The sequence below is a fragment of the Psychroserpens luteus genome, from assembly GCF_015319355.1.
In the GTDB taxonomy this organism is placed as follows: domain Bacteria; phylum Bacteroidota; class Bacteroidia; order Flavobacteriales; family Flavobacteriaceae; genus Psychroserpens; species Psychroserpens luteus.
Map to the genome: position 1 here is coordinate 716344 of NZ_JADILU010000001.1, position 19933 is coordinate 736276.

Annotated in this window: 17 protein-coding genes; 12 read left to right on the forward strand and 5 right to left on the reverse strand. The window is 32.3% G+C overall.

The annotated features are described in order from the left end of the window. The first annotated feature begins 85 nt into the window (after nucleotides 1-85). The 3 genes from IM744_RS03170 to IM744_RS03180 are packed head-to-tail and all read left to right on the forward strand — an operon-like array spanning nucleotide 86 to nucleotide 4397. Nucleotides 86-2419, forward strand: a complete 2334-nt coding sequence (locus tag IM744_RS03170; RefSeq protein ID WP_194506634.1) for a hypothetical protein — start codon at nucleotides 86-88, stop codon at nucleotides 2417-2419. A 2-nt stretch (nucleotides 2420-2421) separates the two neighbouring features. Then, on the forward strand, nucleotides 2422-3120 hold the full coding sequence (locus IM744_RS03175) for a hypothetical protein (RefSeq protein ID WP_194506635.1): 699 nt from the start codon (nucleotides 2422-2424) through the stop codon (nucleotides 3118-3120). Nucleotides 3121-3128: 8 nt separating this feature from the next. After that, on the forward strand, nucleotides 3129-4397 hold the full coding sequence (locus IM744_RS03180) for a cation:proton antiporter domain-containing protein (protein ID WP_194506636.1): 1269 nt from the start codon (nucleotides 3129-3131) through the stop codon (nucleotides 4395-4397). A gap of 11 nt (nucleotides 4398-4408) precedes the next feature. On the opposite strand, the gene IM744_RS03185 is transcribed toward IM744_RS03180, so the two are convergent. The 5 genes from IM744_RS03185 to IM744_RS03205 all read right to left on the reverse strand — a co-directional run bounded on the left by IM744_RS03185 (nucleotide 4409) and on the right by IM744_RS03205 (nucleotide 11160). After that, complete coding sequence (locus IM744_RS03185; protein ID WP_206694455.1) at nucleotides 4409-5824, reverse strand: glycosyltransferase family 58 protein; 1416 nt, start codon at nucleotides 5822-5824, stop codon at nucleotides 4409-4411. Beyond that, nucleotides 5821-7311, reverse strand: coding sequence for a cellulose synthase family protein (locus IM744_RS03190; RefSeq protein ID WP_194506637.1), 1491 nt, complete (start codon nucleotides 7309-7311; stop codon nucleotides 5821-5823). The genes IM744_RS03185 and IM744_RS03190 overlap by 4 nt, the downstream gene beginning before the upstream one ends. Further along, the gene (locus tag IM744_RS03195) at nucleotides 7308-8000 is read right to left on the reverse strand and encodes a glycosyltransferase family 2 protein (protein ID WP_194506638.1); all 693 of its coding nucleotides are present in this window, start codon (nucleotides 7998-8000) and stop codon (nucleotides 7308-7310) included. The genes IM744_RS03190 and IM744_RS03195 overlap by 4 nt, the downstream gene beginning before the upstream one ends. Before the next feature lie 197 nt (nucleotides 8001-8197). Then, nucleotides 8198-9778, reverse strand: a complete 1581-nt coding sequence (locus tag IM744_RS03200; RefSeq protein ID WP_194506639.1) for a 4Fe-4S binding protein — start codon at nucleotides 9776-9778, stop codon at nucleotides 8198-8200. 38 nt (nucleotides 9779-9816) lie between these two features. Next, entirely contained in the window at nucleotides 9817-11160 is a 1344-nt protein-coding gene (locus IM744_RS03205) for an NAD(P)/FAD-dependent oxidoreductase (protein ID WP_194506640.1), read from the reverse strand. 95 nt (nucleotides 11161-11255) lie between these two features. On the opposite strand from IM744_RS03205, the gene IM744_RS03210 reads away from it, so the two are divergent. From IM744_RS03210 to IM744_RS03250, 9 genes are all read left to right on the forward strand, one after another. After that, nucleotides 11256-12260: a glycoside hydrolase family 113 gene (locus IM744_RS03210; protein ID WP_194506641.1), complete on the forward strand. Its 1005-nt coding sequence runs from the start codon at nucleotides 11256-11258 to the stop codon at nucleotides 12258-12260. Nucleotides 12261-12321: 61 nt separating this feature from the next. Further along, nucleotides 12322-13581 (forward strand): POTRA domain-containing protein, encoded by a 1260-nt coding sequence (locus IM744_RS03215; protein ID WP_194506642.1) that lies wholly within the window; start codon nucleotides 12322-12324, stop codon nucleotides 13579-13581. 178 nt (nucleotides 13582-13759) lie between these two features. Further along, nucleotides 13760-14452 (forward strand): NUDIX hydrolase, encoded by a 693-nt coding sequence (locus IM744_RS03220; protein WP_194506643.1) that lies wholly within the window; start codon nucleotides 13760-13762, stop codon nucleotides 14450-14452. Between the two features lie 63 nt (nucleotides 14453-14515). Further along, nucleotides 14516-15355 (forward strand): ribose-phosphate diphosphokinase, encoded by an 840-nt coding sequence (gene prs, locus IM744_RS03225; RefSeq protein ID WP_194506644.1) that lies wholly within the window; start codon nucleotides 14516-14518, stop codon nucleotides 15353-15355. Beyond that, on the forward strand, nucleotides 15352-15984 hold the full coding sequence (locus tag IM744_RS03230) for a DUF4291 domain-containing protein (RefSeq protein ID WP_194506645.1): 633 nt from the start codon (nucleotides 15352-15354) through the stop codon (nucleotides 15982-15984). The genes prs and IM744_RS03230 overlap by 4 nt, the downstream gene beginning before the upstream one ends. Next, on the forward strand, nucleotides 15984-16940 hold the full coding sequence (locus IM744_RS03235) for an ADP-ribosylglycohydrolase family protein (RefSeq protein ID WP_194506646.1): 957 nt from the start codon (nucleotides 15984-15986) through the stop codon (nucleotides 16938-16940). The genes IM744_RS03230 and IM744_RS03235 overlap by 1 nt, the downstream gene beginning before the upstream one ends. Then, nucleotides 16937-17698: a metallophosphoesterase family protein gene (locus tag IM744_RS03240; protein WP_194506647.1), complete on the forward strand. Its 762-nt coding sequence runs from the start codon at nucleotides 16937-16939 to the stop codon at nucleotides 17696-17698. The genes IM744_RS03235 and IM744_RS03240 overlap by 4 nt, the downstream gene beginning before the upstream one ends. 9 nt (nucleotides 17699-17707) lie before the next feature. Further along, complete coding sequence (locus tag IM744_RS03245; protein ID WP_194506648.1) at nucleotides 17708-18262, forward strand: NADAR family protein; 555 nt, start codon at nucleotides 17708-17710, stop codon at nucleotides 18260-18262. Nucleotides 18263-18299: 37 nt separating this feature from the next. Continuing rightward, entirely contained in the window at nucleotides 18300-19751 is a 1452-nt protein-coding gene (locus IM744_RS03250; RefSeq protein WP_194506649.1) for a nicotinate phosphoribosyltransferase, read from the forward strand. The last annotated feature ends 182 nt before the right edge of the window (nucleotides 19752-19933 follow it).

Here is a 19933-nt window from a genome sequence, read left to right on the forward strand (position 1 = left end):
TAACAATAAATCTTTTTGTTATTCCCGATTAGTAATGAAATAATAATAACTATCTTTTAAGGAAATTTTTTTAATAAATGATAATGTGTTAGAAGAACCAAAAACAGCTACTATAAATAGTTTTGAAACATACTGCGAGTCATACAAAGAAGCTATTTCCAAACTTGAAAATAGACAGGCTTTAAAATTGTCAATTTCTAAAGATTATGATACGCTTATTAGTGAATATGTAACTTTAGGAGATGAGATTAATGAAGATCATTTAGCATCTGTTGATGTATATATGATACATTATGAATTATCTCAACAATTTAAAGATCTCACAATTTTACATCGTGATGTATATTTAGAGCTAGTTAAAGGTGATGTTTATGAAGCTGATTTACAGATTTCTAGTCGAAAATTAGAAACTCATTTCTTGAGTTCAAAGACTCTTGTTTTAAATGCATTAGAAACATTTATTAGTGCAATGCAGCAAGCTCAATCTCGAAATAGTAAAGACAAGAATTTTCAAAAAAAAATATTGAAAATACAGTCGCTTCAAAAAGATCCTTGGGATATTTATAAAGTTCAACTTCAAACAATCCAAGAGCAATTAGTGATGCTTGAGAGTCGTAAAAAAGAATTATTAGAAGCGAGTTCCATATTTAATAAATTAAAAGATGTCGTTAAAGATGTCAATAAAAAGCATGATGTTTTTCAGGAAAAAATATTTGAAAGCATTAATTTTTTAGCAATTAAGGCAAAAGAAAGTACAACCTTTAAAGAGTTTTTAGTTCATGTTGAAGATCGGTTAAATAACCAAAAGTTTAGTTTAGAGAATAATCATCAAACGTTTTCTGAAGCAATTAATAACCATATTGCTGACCTTAAAAAAATTGAGGTACCTATCAAGACTCAGGAAGGATTGATAATGATGCGGGAAATTGATTTTAATAAACGTACCAATAAATGGTTCGATTATCAAATCTTACCTGGTTTTATGGATTTAGAAGGGTTAGAAACAAATCTATTGAGTCTATATAATGTTAACTTACTTAATCTTAAAAACACCATTCAACTTACAAAAAGTAATGATACTAACAATCATTTTGATAATGTTGTAACATCGTTATCACATTTGCAGGAAAATGTAGAAGATGTAAAGTTACAAGCAAAAAGTATTGCTAAAAAACTACATGAAGAAGTTAATAATGAACTTATAGTGTCTAATGCTTTTAAGAATAAGCCATTTATAGAAGTTCCTCTTAACTCGTCTTTATCAATTGAGGGTAATACAATTCTTAAAACTTTAATGGAGAAATGGAATAGTAGTTTGTCCTTTTTCAATTCAAAATATGAGAAATCAAAAAGCTATGAATCCCTATCAAACCTGGAGATTTCAACTCAATGTATGGCGCATCGTATGCATAAAGATGACAGTCAACATTATGACTCTTTGTTTCTGAATAAAAATTTTATTGGTGACTTGTTTTTAGTGTCTAGACAACTCCAAGAAGAAAAATTAGAAACAATTGTCAATCAATGGCAGAAAGGGTTTAATAAATCTGTTTTAGTTATTGGTAATAGGCTCTCTGGGCGAAGTACATTTTTAAACTATAGTTCAAAAAAGCGTTTTGGTAAACATACAGTGATATTAAAGCCAAATAGTACTGCAACTATTGACGGACGAAAATTCACGGTAACCTATGATTTGAAAGAAGCATTACAATATGTGAAAAACAACAATATAGAAAGTACAAAGCCAGCTTTAATAATTGATGATATTGAGCTATGGAGAGATAAAGAACATAGCTTATTGAGTAATATCCGTTCGCTTATAAATTTTATTGAAACAGAGTCTGATGATGTTTTTGTCATGATTTCAACATCAATTATGATGAAAGATCATTTGGATCAACGTCTAAATTTTTCTAATGCTTTTAGTCATGTATTAGATTTAAATCAAGCAGATAAAAATGAAATTTCACAAGCTATTTTGTTAAGACATGGTGCTGCTCATAGAGAATTGGTTGATGAAAAATTAGAACCAATAACACCTCAAAAAGTAATGCTTTTAGCTGCTAAAATGTCTAAAATAAAGCATTATAACTTTGGCGATACTTTGCAATCCTGGACCTACAATACCTTTGTTCAAGATGATGAAAAAGTAGTGTTTAAAGAATCGTATTTAGAATTTGTAGACTTTTTTACCAAATCAGAACTTATTATTTTAAAACAAGCTCTAATATTTAAAAATATTACCGAATACGGTTTAAAACGTGTTGTGTCAAATGCGTTTGATCAGGATTATAAATCTGCAATTAGACGTTTGGTAAATGTAAAGATATTACTAAGAGATCCAGATGGCACCTTGTTTATAAATCCAGTTGTAGTAAATAATATAAGTCGTATAATCAATAAAGAGCATTCAAATTAATTATGTTAGAAACATCTATTTCTTGGTTAGAATTTTTTAAGATTAATGGCATTCTCATTATTTTGTATGTGTTTATTAGCCTTTTTAGAAAATTTGTTCCTCAAATTTTTAATAGAAAATCAATGGTTGATAAGATTACAAATATTGTCAATCGTGTTTTAGAAATTTATAAACCAATTGCAATTTTAATAATCCTGCTAAGTTTTGTAACTATAAATTATAGAGTACATGGTATTTTGTTTTTACTGCTTATCATTGTCGCTTTTAATTATATTAAGAGCTATTTAAATGGAGTTCTATTTAAAATTAACCCACTAGTGTATTTAGGCTCTAATATCTCTACAGGTGAATTTAATGGTCGCGTAAGTAAGTTTTTGCATTTTGGATTTATTATAAATGAAACAGAAGGTGACCGTTTTGTTAACTACACCTATATTGATAAAAATGGATTTAGTGTAAGTCAGCATGATGAAAAGGCAATGCGAAAAACATTATACATTCATGATACCGAAGAAATCACTACTATTCTAGATTTGCTTTTTGATAATCCTTTAGTAGACTTCTCGCAGAAACCGTCACTTAAAAAGTTACCTGCTACTAACAAACTCCAACTCAATCTAACTTTAGAAAAAGGTGCTAAAATTGAAGCTTTAATTTCATATTTAGAGCAATATAAATTTAACGCTAGCCTAACCAAATAAACAATAACATGGAAATTTTATCATCATATAACCTCATAATAGAAGTATCTGTAATAATTATACTGTCTTTTGTGTTTAACGGGATATCAAAAAAAACCAATATTCCATCAGTTTTGATGCTCATTATTTTGGGTGTAGGATTGCAATATGCACTTAGTTATTTTTCTGAAGATAAAATTAATTTTTTCCCTATTTTAGAGGTTTTAGGTATTGTAGGTTTGATTATGATTGTCCTTGAAGCTGCTTTAGAATTAGAGTTAAAGCGAGAAAAATTGGTGCCAATTCTAAAATCTATGGCAATTGCCTTAATTGGTTTAATCGCTTCTGCATGGGTTGCTGCAATAATCTTGTATGAATTAATCCCAGAAATGACAATGCAATCTGCATGGTTATATGCAACACCTTTATCTATTTTGTCAAGTGCAATTATCATCCCAAGTGTGAGTGCTTTAAATGATAAGAAGAAAGAGTTTCATATTTACGAAAGTACGTTTTCAGATATTATGGGTATTATGATGTTCTATTTTTTAATAGGAAAATTAAACCCTTCAGAAGATTCTGGAGTTATAGGTTTTACTGGTAATATCCTTTTAACTATTGTTATTTCTTTAGTCGCCAGTTATGCTATAATTTTAATTTTTCAAAAAATTAAGAGTCAAGCAAAGCTCTTTTTATTGATAGCAGTATTACTCTTATTGTATGCTTTAGGTAAAAAAATGCACTTATCTTCTTTGATAATAATTCTAATCTTTGGATTGGTGATTGCAAATATGAAAGTGTTTTTTGCAGGAAAACTTAGCAAGTTTCTAGAATTTAAAAAAGCCCATCAAATTTATCACGAATTACACATTATCACTTTAGAAACTGCATTTGTTGTACGTACATTTTTCTTTGTAATATTTGGTTTAACAATCGCTGTAGGATCATTATTTAATGTAGATGTGGCATTGATTAGTATGTTAATTATAGCATCTATTTATGCTATTCGTTTTGTCATCTTACGTGTTTTTATAGGTACAGATATTTTGCCACAATTGTTTATAGCACCAAGAGGATTGATCACAGTATTATTGTTTTATGCAATTCCTAAAGAAGCAGAAATAGCAAGTTTTGAACCTGGAATTCTTCTTTTTGTTATCATAGGTACCAGTCTAATAATGACAGGAGCTATGATTTATGATAAAAAGCGAAATGCAAAAGCAACCGATATTGCCAATTCTAATAAAGTAGGTACTACAAAGTGGAAAGCGCCATCTATTGAAGATATTGCTGAGTAATTAACGTGGTTTTAAATCGTTTTTTTATACTTCGGAAATCGTCTCAAAAAGAACACTTCCCAAATAAAAACACCATAAACAATCACATACTCTAAAGCAATAATCCATAAATTTTCAGATTTATCTGCAGTATTAAGATTGATATAAGCCAAGTAGCTTAAAATAATAACGAAACTCCAAACCAAAGGGAATTTATAGTTTGTAAACACACTCAAAATTAAAAGTGTTGCAATATACCAAGGATGAACAGTAGTGCTTAAAAACAGATAAAAGGAGAAGGCAAAAAGCATGTGAGCAATCAATATTTTAGTATCTATTTTTCTTCGGAAGAACGTCAATCCCAAAACAAACAAAAACACCAAAATAGGCAAGATTTTTCCAATCACTGCAATCTCATTATAACCTGTAAACCAATAACCAATTTCACGAGCCAAATAATATATGCTAGCATTAAACTCAAAATTATTAAACCAAAGAGCCACGGTTTGAGAGTAGTTATCCACAAATTCCGAAGAGAAAAAGGGTGCGAATAATAGGATTGTGGTAATACCTATGATTGCATAAAATGAAATTAACTTTGTCATTCCTGCGAAGGCAGGAATCCACTTTTTGTTTCCATGATTAGATTCATTTTTAGAGGTCGAAACGAACCACCAAAACATTAAAGGTAAAAATAAAAGCGGTATCAACTTAACAGAAATAGACAAGGCAAAAACAACTGCAGCCCATTTCCATTTGCCACTATGTAAGAGATATAAACTCCACACTAAAAAGAAAATCATGACACCTTCAAAATGAAGATTCCCAGTCAATTCAATAATAATAAAAGGGTTGAGGAGATACCAAAATATGTTCTTTACAGGAATATTTAGTCTTTCTAGCAATCGCTTTCCGAAGAAAAAAGTTCCAAAATCTGCAGCTATGATGATAAGTTTAAAACCAATCACAGAACTTAAAATACTGTTTCCGGGAAAAAGATTACCTATAAAAAAGCATAATTGATTTATTGGTGGATAGTTCGTAAAATGACTTGCATTTAGAGCTCCCATTCCATTATATAATTCAACTTGATTAGGAAATCCAGAAAGCCCACCTAAACTCATTTGGTAATCTGGAGTGGTTAGATAAGGGTTAAATCCCATTGATAACATTTGTCCATCCCAAATAAAACGATAGAAATCCTGTGATAAATTCGGGATTGCTAAAATGAAAATTACTCTAGATATAAATGCAATTGCAGTTAAAAACTTGATGTTGTTTTTGGCGTATTTCAGCAATAAAATAAAGACAACCCAAACCGAACAGTATAGTATAATAAGTTTAGTATACTCGGTTCGTATTAAATCGTAAGCAAAAAGCCAATAGAGAAAAAAGCTAACAAATGTAAGCAGTAAAGGAACTTTGTTAAGTTTCCAGAATGGGATCAAACCTTAGACGTTATAGATTTAAAAAATACATAGCCAAAACCAATAAAAAGCATCAAGTGAAATGGGAATAATCCAAAATCACCACCTTGATCTCCAACCACGAAAGCACTATATAAACCAAATGCAAAATAAAGCATGAGAATGCCTTCTAAAATAACATGAGGAGATAATTTTTTCTTTAAATATTTATTGCCTTTCCAAGAATCTTTAAGAGTGCTGATATTGAATTTTGGTGTGCGTATAAATTCACTACGTTTACCAGCATGACCTTCTAAAACAGCAATTGAATTGTGTAGTGAAAAGCCCATGGCTATTGAGAAAAAAGTAAAAAACATAGCAATGTAGCTAAAGAATTTTTTGAATCCGCCACCATAAATTTCTTTGTACATAAACCAATAGCAAACAAAGAAAATCACTGTACTCATTACAAAGAAACTCATAAAGTAAAAGTAGAATCTCAGGTGTTCATATTCATTTTTGATGTACAACATTGGAATACTCAAAACAGCAACAATAAATACATTTAAAAACATGGTACTGTTTAGTAAATGAAGTAGACCATGTACTTTAGTTTTGGCAGAGATGTTTTTAGATTTGATAACACGAGAAAACATTTTTCTAAAGTTTTCTGCACCACCTTTATTCCATCTAAACTGTTGAGAACGAGCAGCACTAATTACTACTGGTAATTCTGCAGGAGTTTCTACATCTTCTAAATACTTAAACTTCCAGTTTTTAAGTTGAGCTCTATAACTAAGGTCCAAGTCTTCTGTAAGTGTGTCTCCTTCCCAGTTTCCAGCATCAATAATGCATTCTTTTCTCCAAACACCTGCTGTGCCATTAAAATTGATGAAATGACCTTTACTGTTACGTCCTACTTGCTCTAACGTAAAATGAGCATCTAGTGCAAAAGCTTGAATTTTTGTGAGTAAGGAGTAGTTTCTATTAATGTGTCCCCAACGTGTTTGTACAACACCAATTTGAGGATCTTTAAAATAAAGTATGGTTCGTTTTAACCAGTTTTTCTGCGGAAGAAAATCGGCATCAAAAATAGCAATGTACTCACCTTTAGCAATTTTAAGCCCTTCTTTAAGTGCTCCAGCTTTAAAACCACTACGATCTGTTCTCGTAATGTGAACAATATCAAGTCCAGTACTTTTAAGTCTTTCTATCTGCTCACGAGTCGTGTTCACCGTTTCATCTGTAGAATCATCAAGTACTTGAATTTCTAATTTATCTTTTGGGTAATCGATAAGCGCAATATTATCAAGCAAACGCTCCATAACATACATCTCATTAAATACAGGAAGCTGTATCGTTACTAACGGGATTTCATCTGCATTAGAAAAATCAAATGTCTCACAATCTTTGTTAGCTTTTTTAGATGATAAATAATTAAAAAGCAAGTTAAGTTGTGCCAATGCATACATGAAGATGAGCAGAATAGCAATAGTGTAAATAACGATTATAGTCGTTTCAAGAATCATTTTTTAAAACTGTATTTAAAAATCCAACCTAAGATTTTTACGCCTGCAAATATAGCACCTTTTACCGTACCTGAAACTTTTGAAACACCTATTCTATTTCGGTAGTTTACAGGCACTTCGGTGTAATTAAACTTTTTACGTAAGACTTTGAGTTGCATTTCTACTGTCCAACCATAAGTTTTGTCTTCCATTTTTAATTCTAGAAGGGTATTGTATTTGATGGCTCTAAAAGGTCCTAAATCTGTAAATTTTGCTCTAAATAGAATCGTCATTAATGTTGTTGAGAGCCAGTTTCCAAATATTTGAGGAACTGTCATCGATCCTTTTTCTCTGAGTTCTTTTACTCGTGATCCAATTACAAAATCAACATCATCGTTGATGATTGGAGCTATTATTTTTGTCAATTCTTCAGGATAATCACTATAATCACCATCCAAAAAGACAATAATATCTGGTCGCTCATTTTGATTAGCAATATAATCCATGCCTTTTAAGCACGCATAGCCATAACCTCTGTTGTTTTCTACGAGTACTGTTGCTCCTGCATTTTTTGCATTGATTTCGGTATCATCATTAGAATCATTGCTTACTACAATAATTTCATCAACAATTTTAGGGATATCATTAATAACATGAGCAATAGAATCTGCTTCATTATATGCTGGAATGATGACTTTTATTTTGGTCATTTAAAGAATTTAATCTGTTTTTCTATGCTAAAAAGTTTCAAAGCTAGCAATATGCATTTTTATATTATTTTTTTATAGTGATATCTGTATTTTTTTCTTCGGAAATTTTATAACTCATCCATTTATTACTTTTTCAGACTATTTTGAACGAAGCACATTTCAGAAATAAAAAAATAATTTAAGACAATTAGTGAAACTTATTTCTGATTCACAAAATCCATCAAGTCAACATCATTACCTAATAAAATTTCAGTTGGATTGATTCTTCCATCCTCAGGACCATTTTCTAATTTTAAAACGCCTCTTGGACAAACAGCACTACAAACACCACAACCAACGCAACTAGATCGTACTATGTTTTCTCCTTTTTGAGCATAAGCTCTTACATCAATACCTTGTTCACAATATGTTGAGCAATTACCACAAGAAATACATTGACCACCATTAGTTGTAATTCTAAATCTTGATTTAAAACGTTGTACAAATCCTAAATATGCAGCAAGCGGACATCCAAAACGACACCACACACGATTTCCAAAAATAGGATAGAAACCTGTACCAATAACACCTGCAAAAATAGAACCTATCACTAAACTGTAAATACTCTGTACGGTTGATGTTTTAATACCTAAAACAGTACCTGTATCGCTAAAAAAGCTATACAGAGTCATAGCAGTCATTACTAGAACAAAAAGTAAAACAGTATGAATTAAATAGCGTTCAACTTTCCATGCAAATAACGATTTGTCTGAATGTTGTCTGTAAGGATCACCAAGAGTTTCTGCTAAACCTCCACAACCACAAACCCATGAACAGTACCATCTTTTACCAAAGAAATAAACCATTATTGGTACGATGATTAAGGTTAGAACAATACCCCAAACGAGAATAAAAATTCCTATACCACCAGTTTCTATTAGAGAATTTAGATTCCACTGAAAAAAGAAATCGTAATCTAAAGGAAACGCATTTTTAAAATCATAATAAGGCATTTGCAGTCTTACCATGATCTCAGGAATGATAAAAGCAAAAACAATTTGAAAGAATAAAACCGATGTGGTTCTAAATACTTGGTAAATATTATGACGGTATTTTATATACATTCTTACTGCCATTACAGTCATAACTGTACAATACATAAAACCATAAACAAACCAATGTCCTGCAGGATTACCGCTTAGAGCTTCACTAATTGGATCGACTAGAAGTGTCCAATTGGTAGCATATTCTGATGCAAAATAAAGGACTAAATAAAATGAGACTAAAAAGATAAAAACCATCCAGCCAATCCAGCCACGATTAGTAGCACTATCATGATATATTCCATCGTTTTTGATGCCTTTTTTACCTAGTAAAATGACATTTGGTAAAATGAACATTAATGCACCAATGATACCTAAACCAAAGGTTAATAACCACATTAATCCCTTGTTATTAGCAATAAATCCATTTGCAGATTTCTTCCCAATCATAGCTGCCATATCACTAGATTTGGTGTAGATTTTCTTATCCCATTCCTTGTTTTTTGTATGTGCTTCATTGGCATTATCTAATGCTTTTGAAATTATTGGTGATAAGGTTTGCATGCCTTTAAAATCTTGACCTACGACATTTGTTTTTATATCGTTTATAAAAACCTCACTTTTAATATTTTGCTCCTTAACGATATTGTTAAAATCAGCTTCGTTTAAGTTGAAGGTTCCTAGAAGAGGTAAAGCGGTGAAAATGGCTAATCCTATTAAGAAAATAACCAATCCTATGTTTTTAATTGCTTTCATGTATTTCTGTAATTTAAAGAAGTTATCAAACGTTTTAATTAGGCTTTGCTAAAAATGCGTTTCCAACTCTTTTTATGTGATGTAAGATTGGTGTTAAAAGTATCGTTGTACTGTTTTAGAATTTCGTCTTCATAAACTTTATAGAATTCTGGATCAAAATTGGCATCTTTTAAATAGCTCATGACATATTCCATATCTCGTTTTTCGGTTAACCACTTATCAAAAATTTCATGGCGCATTCTAATTCCGAAGGTGTTAATCCCTATAAATTCTTTAGTGTCTTTATTAAAAGCGACTGTAATACAAATATCTTCTTTATGATGTTTCCAGTGAAAATGAGCTTCATGTTCTCTTGGTTGTGCAAACACCCAACCGTAAGTTTGATATTCAATATCTAAAAACTTAGCTGAGTTGAACCAATGGCCTGGTTTGTAAGCGAGACGATTTCCGCAGATAGTTTGAGCGAGCGTTTCTCCCATCATACGTCCTGTATACCAAACAGCTTCAATAGGTCTGCGATTTCCAATAGCTTCATGTTGCTCTGCACAATCTCCAATGGCATACACATCTGGAATGTTAGTTTCTAAGTAACGATTCACTTTTACTCCTCGACCTAACTCTATTTTTGAAGATTTTACAAAATCAATATTTGGTGTTACACCTGCAGTTAATCCAACAACATTACAAGCGATTTCCTCTCCAGTTTCTTCTATAATAACCGATTTTACTCTGCCATTCTCATCGCTTTTTATCTCCTTTAGATTCGTAGATAAACGTAAATCAATATGATGATTTTTAATGTGATTGTTTATCATTTGGCTTTCGCCTTCAGGTAAGACACCATTCCAGAAACTAGATTCTCTCACTAGAAAGGTTACAGGGATTTTTCTAGAATTCAACATTTCAGCTAATTCAATACCAATCAATCCACCACCAACAATGACAGCACGATTACAAACCTTATTATTTGGAGCGTAAGCTTCAAGATTATCTAAATCTTGTTTATGATACATGCCCAAAGCACCATCTAAATCTTGTCCTGGCCAACCAAATTTATTTGGTTTACTTCCAGTTGCAATGACGAGTTTGTCGTAATTAAGATTTCCACCATCGGCAAATTCTAGTACTTTTTGGTCTGTATCTATATTTTTAACAAAGGCTTTGAGGAGTTCTATTCTGTTTTTTTTCCAAAACCAGTTTTCATAAGGTTGTGTGTGTTCAAACTTCATATGTCCCATGTAAACGTACATGAGTGCTGTTCTTGAGAAGAAATAATCAGTTTCTGCAGAAATAATTGTGATTTTTTTGTCAGAGAGTTTTCTAATGTGTCTTGCTAAAGTAACACCAGAAATTCCGTTTCCAATAATGACGATATGCTCCATAAATTTGGTTTGGTATTTTAACTCAGTCGAAGGTTTTGTTAAAACCTTAACCAACTATTGGTTTTTTGTTTAAATTTAAAAATTAAATACTAGGTATGAGACTGTTTGTTGTATTGTTTGTGTCGTTATTGCTCTCTAATTGTGCGATGTCAAAACCTCCATTAGAAAAAATTAATGGCGTAAGTTTTGTTGCATCACGAGATATAGTTAACGAAACACATACTAATCCAGTAGTTAATGTTGGTGCTAATTATGCAGCAATAATGCCTTTTGGTTTCCTCAAAAATTTAGACCATCCAGAGATTACTCACAATACAGAAAGACAATGGTTTGGAGAAACTAGAGCAGGAGGTAAGCAATATATAGAAGCGTTAAGAAAAAAGAATATTAAAATAATGGTCAAACCTCAAATTTGGGTTTGGAATGGTGAGTTCACAGGTAATATAAAAATGACCAATGAAGAGAATTGGAAAGCATTAGAAGTGTCTTACTCTAGTTTTATTCTAGAATATGCAGAGTTAGCTCAAGAAACTAAGGCAGAAATTTTATGTATTGGTACAGAATTAGAAAATTTCGTTAAAGAACGACCAGACTATTGGCATGATTTAATCACCAAAATTAAAACCATCTATAAAGGGAAATTGACTTATGCAGCCAATTGGGACGAGTTCAAGCGCACACCATTTTGGGGAGAATTAGATTTTATTGGAGTTGATGCCTATTTTCCAGTGAGTGAAAAACAAACACCAAGTATTGCAGATTGTAAAATTGGATGGCAAAAACATAAGCCCGTGATTAAATCAATATCTAAAACATATGACAAACCTATTTTATTCACAGAATACGGTTATAGAAGTGTAGATTTTACAGGGAAAGAACCATGGCAAAGTGATCACACTTTAAAGTCATTGAACTTTGAAGGACAATCTAACACAACGCAAGCCTTGTTTGAAGAATTTTGGGATGAAGACTGGTTTGCAGGAGGTTTTGTTTGGAAATGGTTTCATGCACATGATAAAGTTGGTGGTGATCAAGACAATCAATTTACACCACAAAATAAACCGGTAGAAACAGTCATACAATCATTTTATAAATCTTAATTTTAATTAATCCCGTAAGGATTTGTGATGTAGACGACAAAAACAGTCTAACAATCATAACATGAAAACTCTATCAATATTTTTCTTTTTATTAACGAGCCTTGCTTATGCTCAAGATGCTACTGTAGCAGATTTAAAAGTTCAAGGTAATAAAAAGCTAAAATCCTCATTTGTTAAAAAGCTATCTAATATCAAAGCTGGTGCTAAATTAGATTCTACTATAATTGAAGCAGATATTAAACTTTTAAAACGTTTGCCATCTATCGCAAATGCAACTTATCAAGTTTTTCCTGTTTTAGATAATACCTATAATGTGGTTTATAATATTGAAGAAAACTTTACCATTATTCCATCAGCAAATGTATATACAACTAATGATGATGAGTTTGCCTATCGCTTGGGATTGTATGAGTTTAATCTCTTCGGAAGAAATATGACCTTTGGAGGTTTTTATCAAAAGGATATTTACAGTTCTTACGCTCTAAAATTTAAAGCACCATATCTATTTTCGAGACAGTTTGGATTAGCAGTAAACTATCAGGATTTGACCACTCAAGAGCCTGTTTTTTTTGATAATACCACAGCAGATTATAAGTATAATAACCAGTCAATTGAAGTTTTAGGCTTATTTCAGCTCGATTTTAAAAACAGTTTTGAACTTGGACTCAATTACTTTACAGAAGATTATGAGTACAAATTTGGAGCAACAAGTCCAGATGTACCACAAGACTTACGAGTGCATAAACTACTTTACAAGCTGATCTACGAGTATAATAATCTCGATTATGATTTTCAATATGTAGAAGGTTTTAGAAGCATTTTAAATTTTCAATATGTATCCTCAAGAAATGAAGCGCAATTGCCTTCGTTTTTGATTGGATGGAATGATTTCCAATATTTTAAACGCTTCGGAAATAAAGGCAATTGGGCAAGTCGTTTAAGGCTAGGGCTCGCTACAAATAACGATACTCCATTTGCGCCTTTTTCCGTAGATAATAATTTGAATATTAGAGGTGTTGGAAATTCAATTGATCGCGGAACAGCAGCCATAGTTCTAAATACCGAATATCGCCATACACTCTACGAAAAAGATTGGTTTGTTCTCCAAGGAAATGCATTTGTTGACGCAGGAAGCTGGAGAAAACCAGGAGGTGATTTTGGGAATTTTGGCCAGTCTAAAAACGTGCGAGTGTATCCAGGAGTTGGTGTGCGATTTATTCATAAAAAAATCTTCAATGCTATTTTTAGAATCGATTATGGAATTGGAGTTTCAGAAGGTGCTACTCAAGGATTGGTGTTCGGGATTGGGCAATACTTTTAATGAGACCTAAAACAAACAAGAGCGCTGCTCATAAATTGTTTTATTGGTTGAATTAATCCCATTGCAAAACTAGACCTCTTTCAAGATTTCCTTCCAAATTATTTATTTAGATAACAATAATATTTTATCAACCTCTTAGAATTATCTATATATTTGTGTCAATACTACACAAAATAAAATGGCATTACAACAAGATATCAAAGTAGCTGTAGACGCAGTTGTTTTTGGTTACGAATCAAAAGGAAATTTATCGGTTTTATTAATTCGACGAGGTGTTGATCCTTTTAAAAACACTTGGGCTTTACCTGGAGGTTTGGTTTTAGAACATGAATCTTTGGAGGCAGCTGTAAAACGAGAGCTTAAAGAGGAAACAGGTGTGACCATGGATTATTTGGAGCAACTTTATACCTTTGGAAAACCAAAACGCGATCCTAGAAATAGAGTTGTATCTGTGAGTTATTTTGGACTTGTGCGTCCCAATCATTTTAAAATCAAGGCAGATACAGATGCAGATGAAGCCAAATGGTTTCCTGTAAATGATTTGCCTAAACTAGCCTTTGATCATAAAACGATTTTTAATACTGCGGAAAAGCGCCTCAAAGGAAAATTGTTATACCAACCTATCGGTTTTGATTTGCTAAGTGCTGAATTCCCGTTTTCAGATTTAGAACATTTGTATGCTACTATTCTTGGTCAAGATATTGACAGACGAAACTTCCGGAAAAAAATAATGAGCTTTGGTTTTGTAGAAGAAACCAATAAAATACAGCAAGTAAGAAGTGGTAGACCAGCAAAACTCTTCAAGTTTAATAAGCAAAAATATGATGCGTTATTAGACAACGGATTCTACTTCGATATTAAGTTTGTGTAATTTTTACACAAAATATTTTGTCAATTAGTTTATTCCGTTTACATTTGCGTAAAATTAACGCAAATGATTTTAAATTTAGACCCTTCGTTTCAACCTTTAGGAAAAGAGAATACTATTCAATTTGAAAGTTTTACATTTTCAGGAGGAGAGCCACATATTAAGATTCAATCAGACTTAGATGAGATTACAGAAGTTACAGTAACTACAAGAATTCAGTCTTTTAAAGATATGGGATTGTTATTGATTGCGGTAGATGCATTGCGTAGAATGGATGTGAAAATAATTCATCTGTTTTTACCTTATATGCCAGCTGCTCGTCAAGATCGTGTGATGATTCCTGGAGAAAGCCTAACGGTAAAAGTCTATGCAGATTTGATTAATGGATTGGATTTAGAATCGGTTACGGTTTTTGATCCGCATTCTGAAGTCACTCCAGCGTTACTCAATAATTGTAAAGTGATTTCAAATCATATCTTTATTGAGCATGTGATTCAGGATATAAATTTCGAAGTCATTCTCATTTCACCAGATGGAGGAGCGCTTAAAAAGATTTATAAAGTATCTGAGTTTTTAGGAGGATTGCCAGTTGTAGAATGTTCTAAAAAACGAAATGTCAAAAACGGAAAACTCGAAGGCTTTAAAGTTTACGAGAATGATCTCTCAGGTAAAGATTGTCTCATCGTAGATGATATTTGTGATGGAGGCGGAACATTTATAGGATTAGCAGAAGAATTAAAAAAGAAAAACGCAGGTAATTTATACCTAGCAGTAAGTCATGGTATTTTCAATAAAGGTGTTGAGGTGTTAAATCAATGCTTTACTAAAATTTATACGACGGATAGTTTTAAGGATTTAGATGAAAAAGGTGTTGTGCAAATGAAGTTAACAGAATTAATAAAATGAAACTTAACATAAAACCATATATAGAACAACAAAAGGATTGGCCACAAACAGGTCATCACATCATGGCACAATATGATGACAATGAAATTGTAGTGTATCAATCCTACAGACCAGAAATTGGAAACTTTGCAGCACAAAATCAATATTTTGGAGGTGCATTTAGTCTCAATCGTATGACATGGATCAAACCCAATTTTCTATGGATGATGTATAGAAATGGTTGGGGACAAAAAGTAGGGCAAGAAGTCGTTTTGGCCATACATTTAAAGAGAGAAGCTTTTGAGCGTTACTTAAAACAAGCAGTTTACTCTAGCTATCAAAAAGATTTATATGAAACAAGAGAAGCTTGGCAAGAACAAGTGCAAAATTCATCCATACGTTTACAATGGGACCCAGATCATGATCCTTATGGAGCGAAACTTGAGCGTCGTGCGATGCAAATTGGTATAAGAGGTGAAGAAATAAAAAAATATGCGAAAGATGATATTTTAGAAATAGAAGATATTTCAACTTTTGTGAATGAGCAATATCAATTTGTTTTAAATAATCAACTAGATCAATTGTTGGTTCCTGATGAGCATCCGTTAATTTTAGAAGATGAAAGTTTAAAGCAACAATTAAGATTATAATGAAAACAATAACAAATATGTTTCTTGGATTATCCTTAGCAGATGCTTTAGGTGTTCCAGCAGAGTTTAAACCTAGAAAACACTTTACTGCTTTTCCGGTTGACACGATGTTGGAGTTTGGGACACATCATCAACCAAAAGGAACATGGAGTGATGATAGCTCGCTAACATTTTGTTTGGCAGAAAGCTTAATTCAAGGTTATAACCTTAAAGACATTGCTCTTAATTTTATTAAATGGAAACGTGCGCAACTTTGGACACCTCATGGAAGCGTTTTTGATATAGGAATTCAAACTAGAGGCTCAATAGATACACTTCAACGTATTATAGATAATGAAGATTTTGAAGCTTTAAATTTTTTAAAGTATGAAGCAGATGAGTTTACAAATGGTAATGGTTCATTAATGAGAATTTTACCACTCTTGTTTCTTATAAAAGGAAAACCAATCAAAGCACAATTTGATATAGTGTGGGAAGTTTCTGCATTGACGCATGGTCATATTAGAAGCGCTATTTCCTGTTTGATTTATCTGAAATTTGCTGAATACATTATTAATAATATTGAATTAAGAGAAGCTTATAGTCTCATGCAAAACGACATCAAGCAGTTTTTTAAAGAGGAATCTATTTCCGAATATGAAATCAAACATTTTAATAGAATCATTAATAATGATATTTCAATTTTAGAAGAAAGTGATATTAGTTCTGATGGTTATGTGATCAATACACTCGAAGCCAGCTTTTGGTGTTTGTTGACCACTAATTCTTATTTAGAATCGGTTTTTAAAGCTATAAATCTTGGAGAAGATACAGATACTACAGCTACTGTAGTTGGAGGAATTGCAGGAATGGTTTACGGTTTAGATGATGTTCCAAAGGATTGGATAAATGCTTTGGCACGAAAAAATGATATTTTAAAATTGAGCGAACAGTTTTCAAAAACATATTTACAATGAAAAGAACACTAGCAATAGGAGACATCCACGGAGGATTAAAAGCTTTAAAACAACTTTCAGAAAAACTTAAACTTACCAAAGATGATGAACTCATTTTCATGGGAGATTATGTAGATGGTTGGAGTGAATCTGCTCAAGTGATTCAATATGTGATGAACTTGTCAAAAACGAACAAATGCATTTTTATAAAAGGAAATCATGATGTGTGGTGTGAGCAATGGTTAAGAACTGGAGACATAAATGGTGTTTGGTTTAATCATGGAGGAAAAGAGACGATAGAGAGTTATAAGACGATTTCCGAAGCAGATAAAAAACAGCATTTATACTTTTTTGAAGATATGGATTTGTGTTACATTGATGAACAAAATAGATTATTTCTGCATGCAGGATTCACATCTATGCATGGTGTAGAACGAGAAATACATAAAGAGAATTTCTATTTTGACCGTACACTTTGGGAAATGGCTTTAACGATGGATAAGCGTATTAAGAAACACTCAGAGTTATATCCAAACCGATTAAAACATTATAAGGAAATCTACATTGGTCATACACCAACAACAAACTTTAATCAAGATCAACCTATGAACGCAATCAACGTTTGGAATGTTGATACAGGAGCTGCATTTACAGGTAAATTGTCTGCTTTAGATATAGAGACTAAAGAGGTGTTTCAAAGTGATGCTGTGATGTCATTTTATCCAGAAGAAACTGGAAGGAATAGCCAAACTTATAATGAAAAGAAGACTAAACTCTGAATGAAGATTATGAAATATACTATAAAGAGTATTCAAAATACAGGTAAGCCAATTAAATATTTACTGTTTTGGGGACATCAAAAAAGTAAAGACGGAAGCATAACTAAAAGTTGTTTTAGTCAATGGTGGGAAGCATATTTTAAAGTTGATGGCATTTTATACAAGACTGCTGAACATTATATGATGGCAGAAAAAGCAAAGCTATTTAATGATGGAGAGATATTTCAAAAAGTCATAGTGAGCAAATCTCCAGCAGCTGCTAAGAAATTAGGTAGACAAGTCAAAGACTTCAATCAACAACTATGGGAAGACCAAAGATTTGAGATTGTTAAGAAAGCCAATTATTTTAAATTCTCACAGAACCCAGAATTAAAAGATTTTTTATTAAAAACTAAAAAAAGAATTTTAGTTGAAGCAAGCCCAGTAGACAAGATTTGGGGAATTGGTTTAGCTTCAGATCACAACGATTCCGAAATTCCAAGTAAATGGAAAGGACTTAATTTATTAGGCTTTGCACTTATGGAAGTAAGAGATGAATTATTAAATGAAAAGATTACTAACTAAAAAATAGATTCCTGCTTTCACAGGAATCACAAAGCCCATGAATCCACTACTATACACAGACGGTTACAAAGTTGACCACAGAAGACAATATCCAGAAGGTACAACATTAGTATATTCCAACTGGACACCAAGAAAAAGTAGAATTGAAGGAGTTGAAGAGGTTGTGTTTTTCGGACTGCAATACTTCATCAAAAAATATATGATTGAAGATTTCAATGCTAATTTTTTCAACAAACCAAAAGCTGAAATTTGTAAACGCTACACAAGACGCGTCAATAATTATTTAGGTCCAAACCAAGTTGGGATTGAACATATAGAAGCACTTCATGATTTAGGCTATTTGCCAATGGTCATCAAAGCATTGCCAGAAGGTGCTCAAGTGCCAATTCGTGTGCCCATGGTAACGATGTATAATACAGAATCAGAATTTTTCTGGCTCACAAATTATTTTGAAACCTTATTGTCTACAACACTTTGGATGCCTTGTAACTCTGCAACGATTGCGAAGGAGTATCGTAAAATATTAGATGGTTATGCTGAGCAAACATCATCAGTTCCTGAGTTTGTAGATTGGCAAGGTCACGATTTTTCAATGCGAGGAATGGCTGGTTTGGAAGCTGCAGTCATGTCATCTGCTGCGCATTTATTAAGTTTTACAGGAACAGATACCATTCCAACCATTGACTTTTTAGAAACGTATTACAACGCCAATTCAGATACAGATTTAGTTGGAGGTTCTGTTGCGGCGACCGAACATTCTGTAATGTGTATGGGAACAAATTTAGGTGAGGAGGAAACCTTCAAACGTTTAATTACTGAAGTTTATCCTAACGGGATTGTATCCATAGTTTCTGATACTTGGGATCTCTGGAAAGTGCTCACTGAGTATCTTCCTAATTTAAAAAATGAAGTGTTAGCTAGAGATGGAAAAGTTGTGATTAGACCAGATTCTGGTGATCCTGTAGATATTATCTGCGGAAATGTAAAAGGCAAAACTTCCGAAGAGAAAAAAGGAGTCATAGAACTACTTTGGGAGATTTTTGGAGGGACAATAAATAGTAAAGGCTACAAAGAATTAGATGCACACATTGGAGCAATTTATGGAGATAGCATCACTTTAGATCGAGCAACTCAAATATGTGAACGACTCAAACAAAAAGGTTTTGCTTCAACAAATGTGGTTTTAGGGATTGGTTCATTTACCTATCAATATAATACGCGTGATACGTTTGGATTCGCAATGAAAGCAACGTATGGCGAAGTTAATGGCGAAGGTCGTGAAATCTACAAAGATCCAATTACAGATGACGGAACAAAGAAATCTGCAAAAGGTTTAATCAAAATTGAACTCCAAAATGGAGCCTATAAATTGATAGATCAAGTTTCTTGGGACGAAGAGCAACAAGGCGAATTAAAAGAAGTGTTTCGTGATGGTAAATTAGTCTTAGATGCGAGTTTGACAGATATTAGAAATCGAGTGAAATCTTAAAACTAATTGTCATTCTGAAGGAATAACAAGGAGGAGTCTCATTAGAGAAGTTTTTTAAATTTTAAAATTGTGAGCGATAATATCCTGCAAGGTTTCTAAAACCTTGTAGGTATCTTTAATAGGAAATAACATTTTATTTTTTCAATAGAAGTATGATTTGAATTTATAGCTTCAAACTTTAA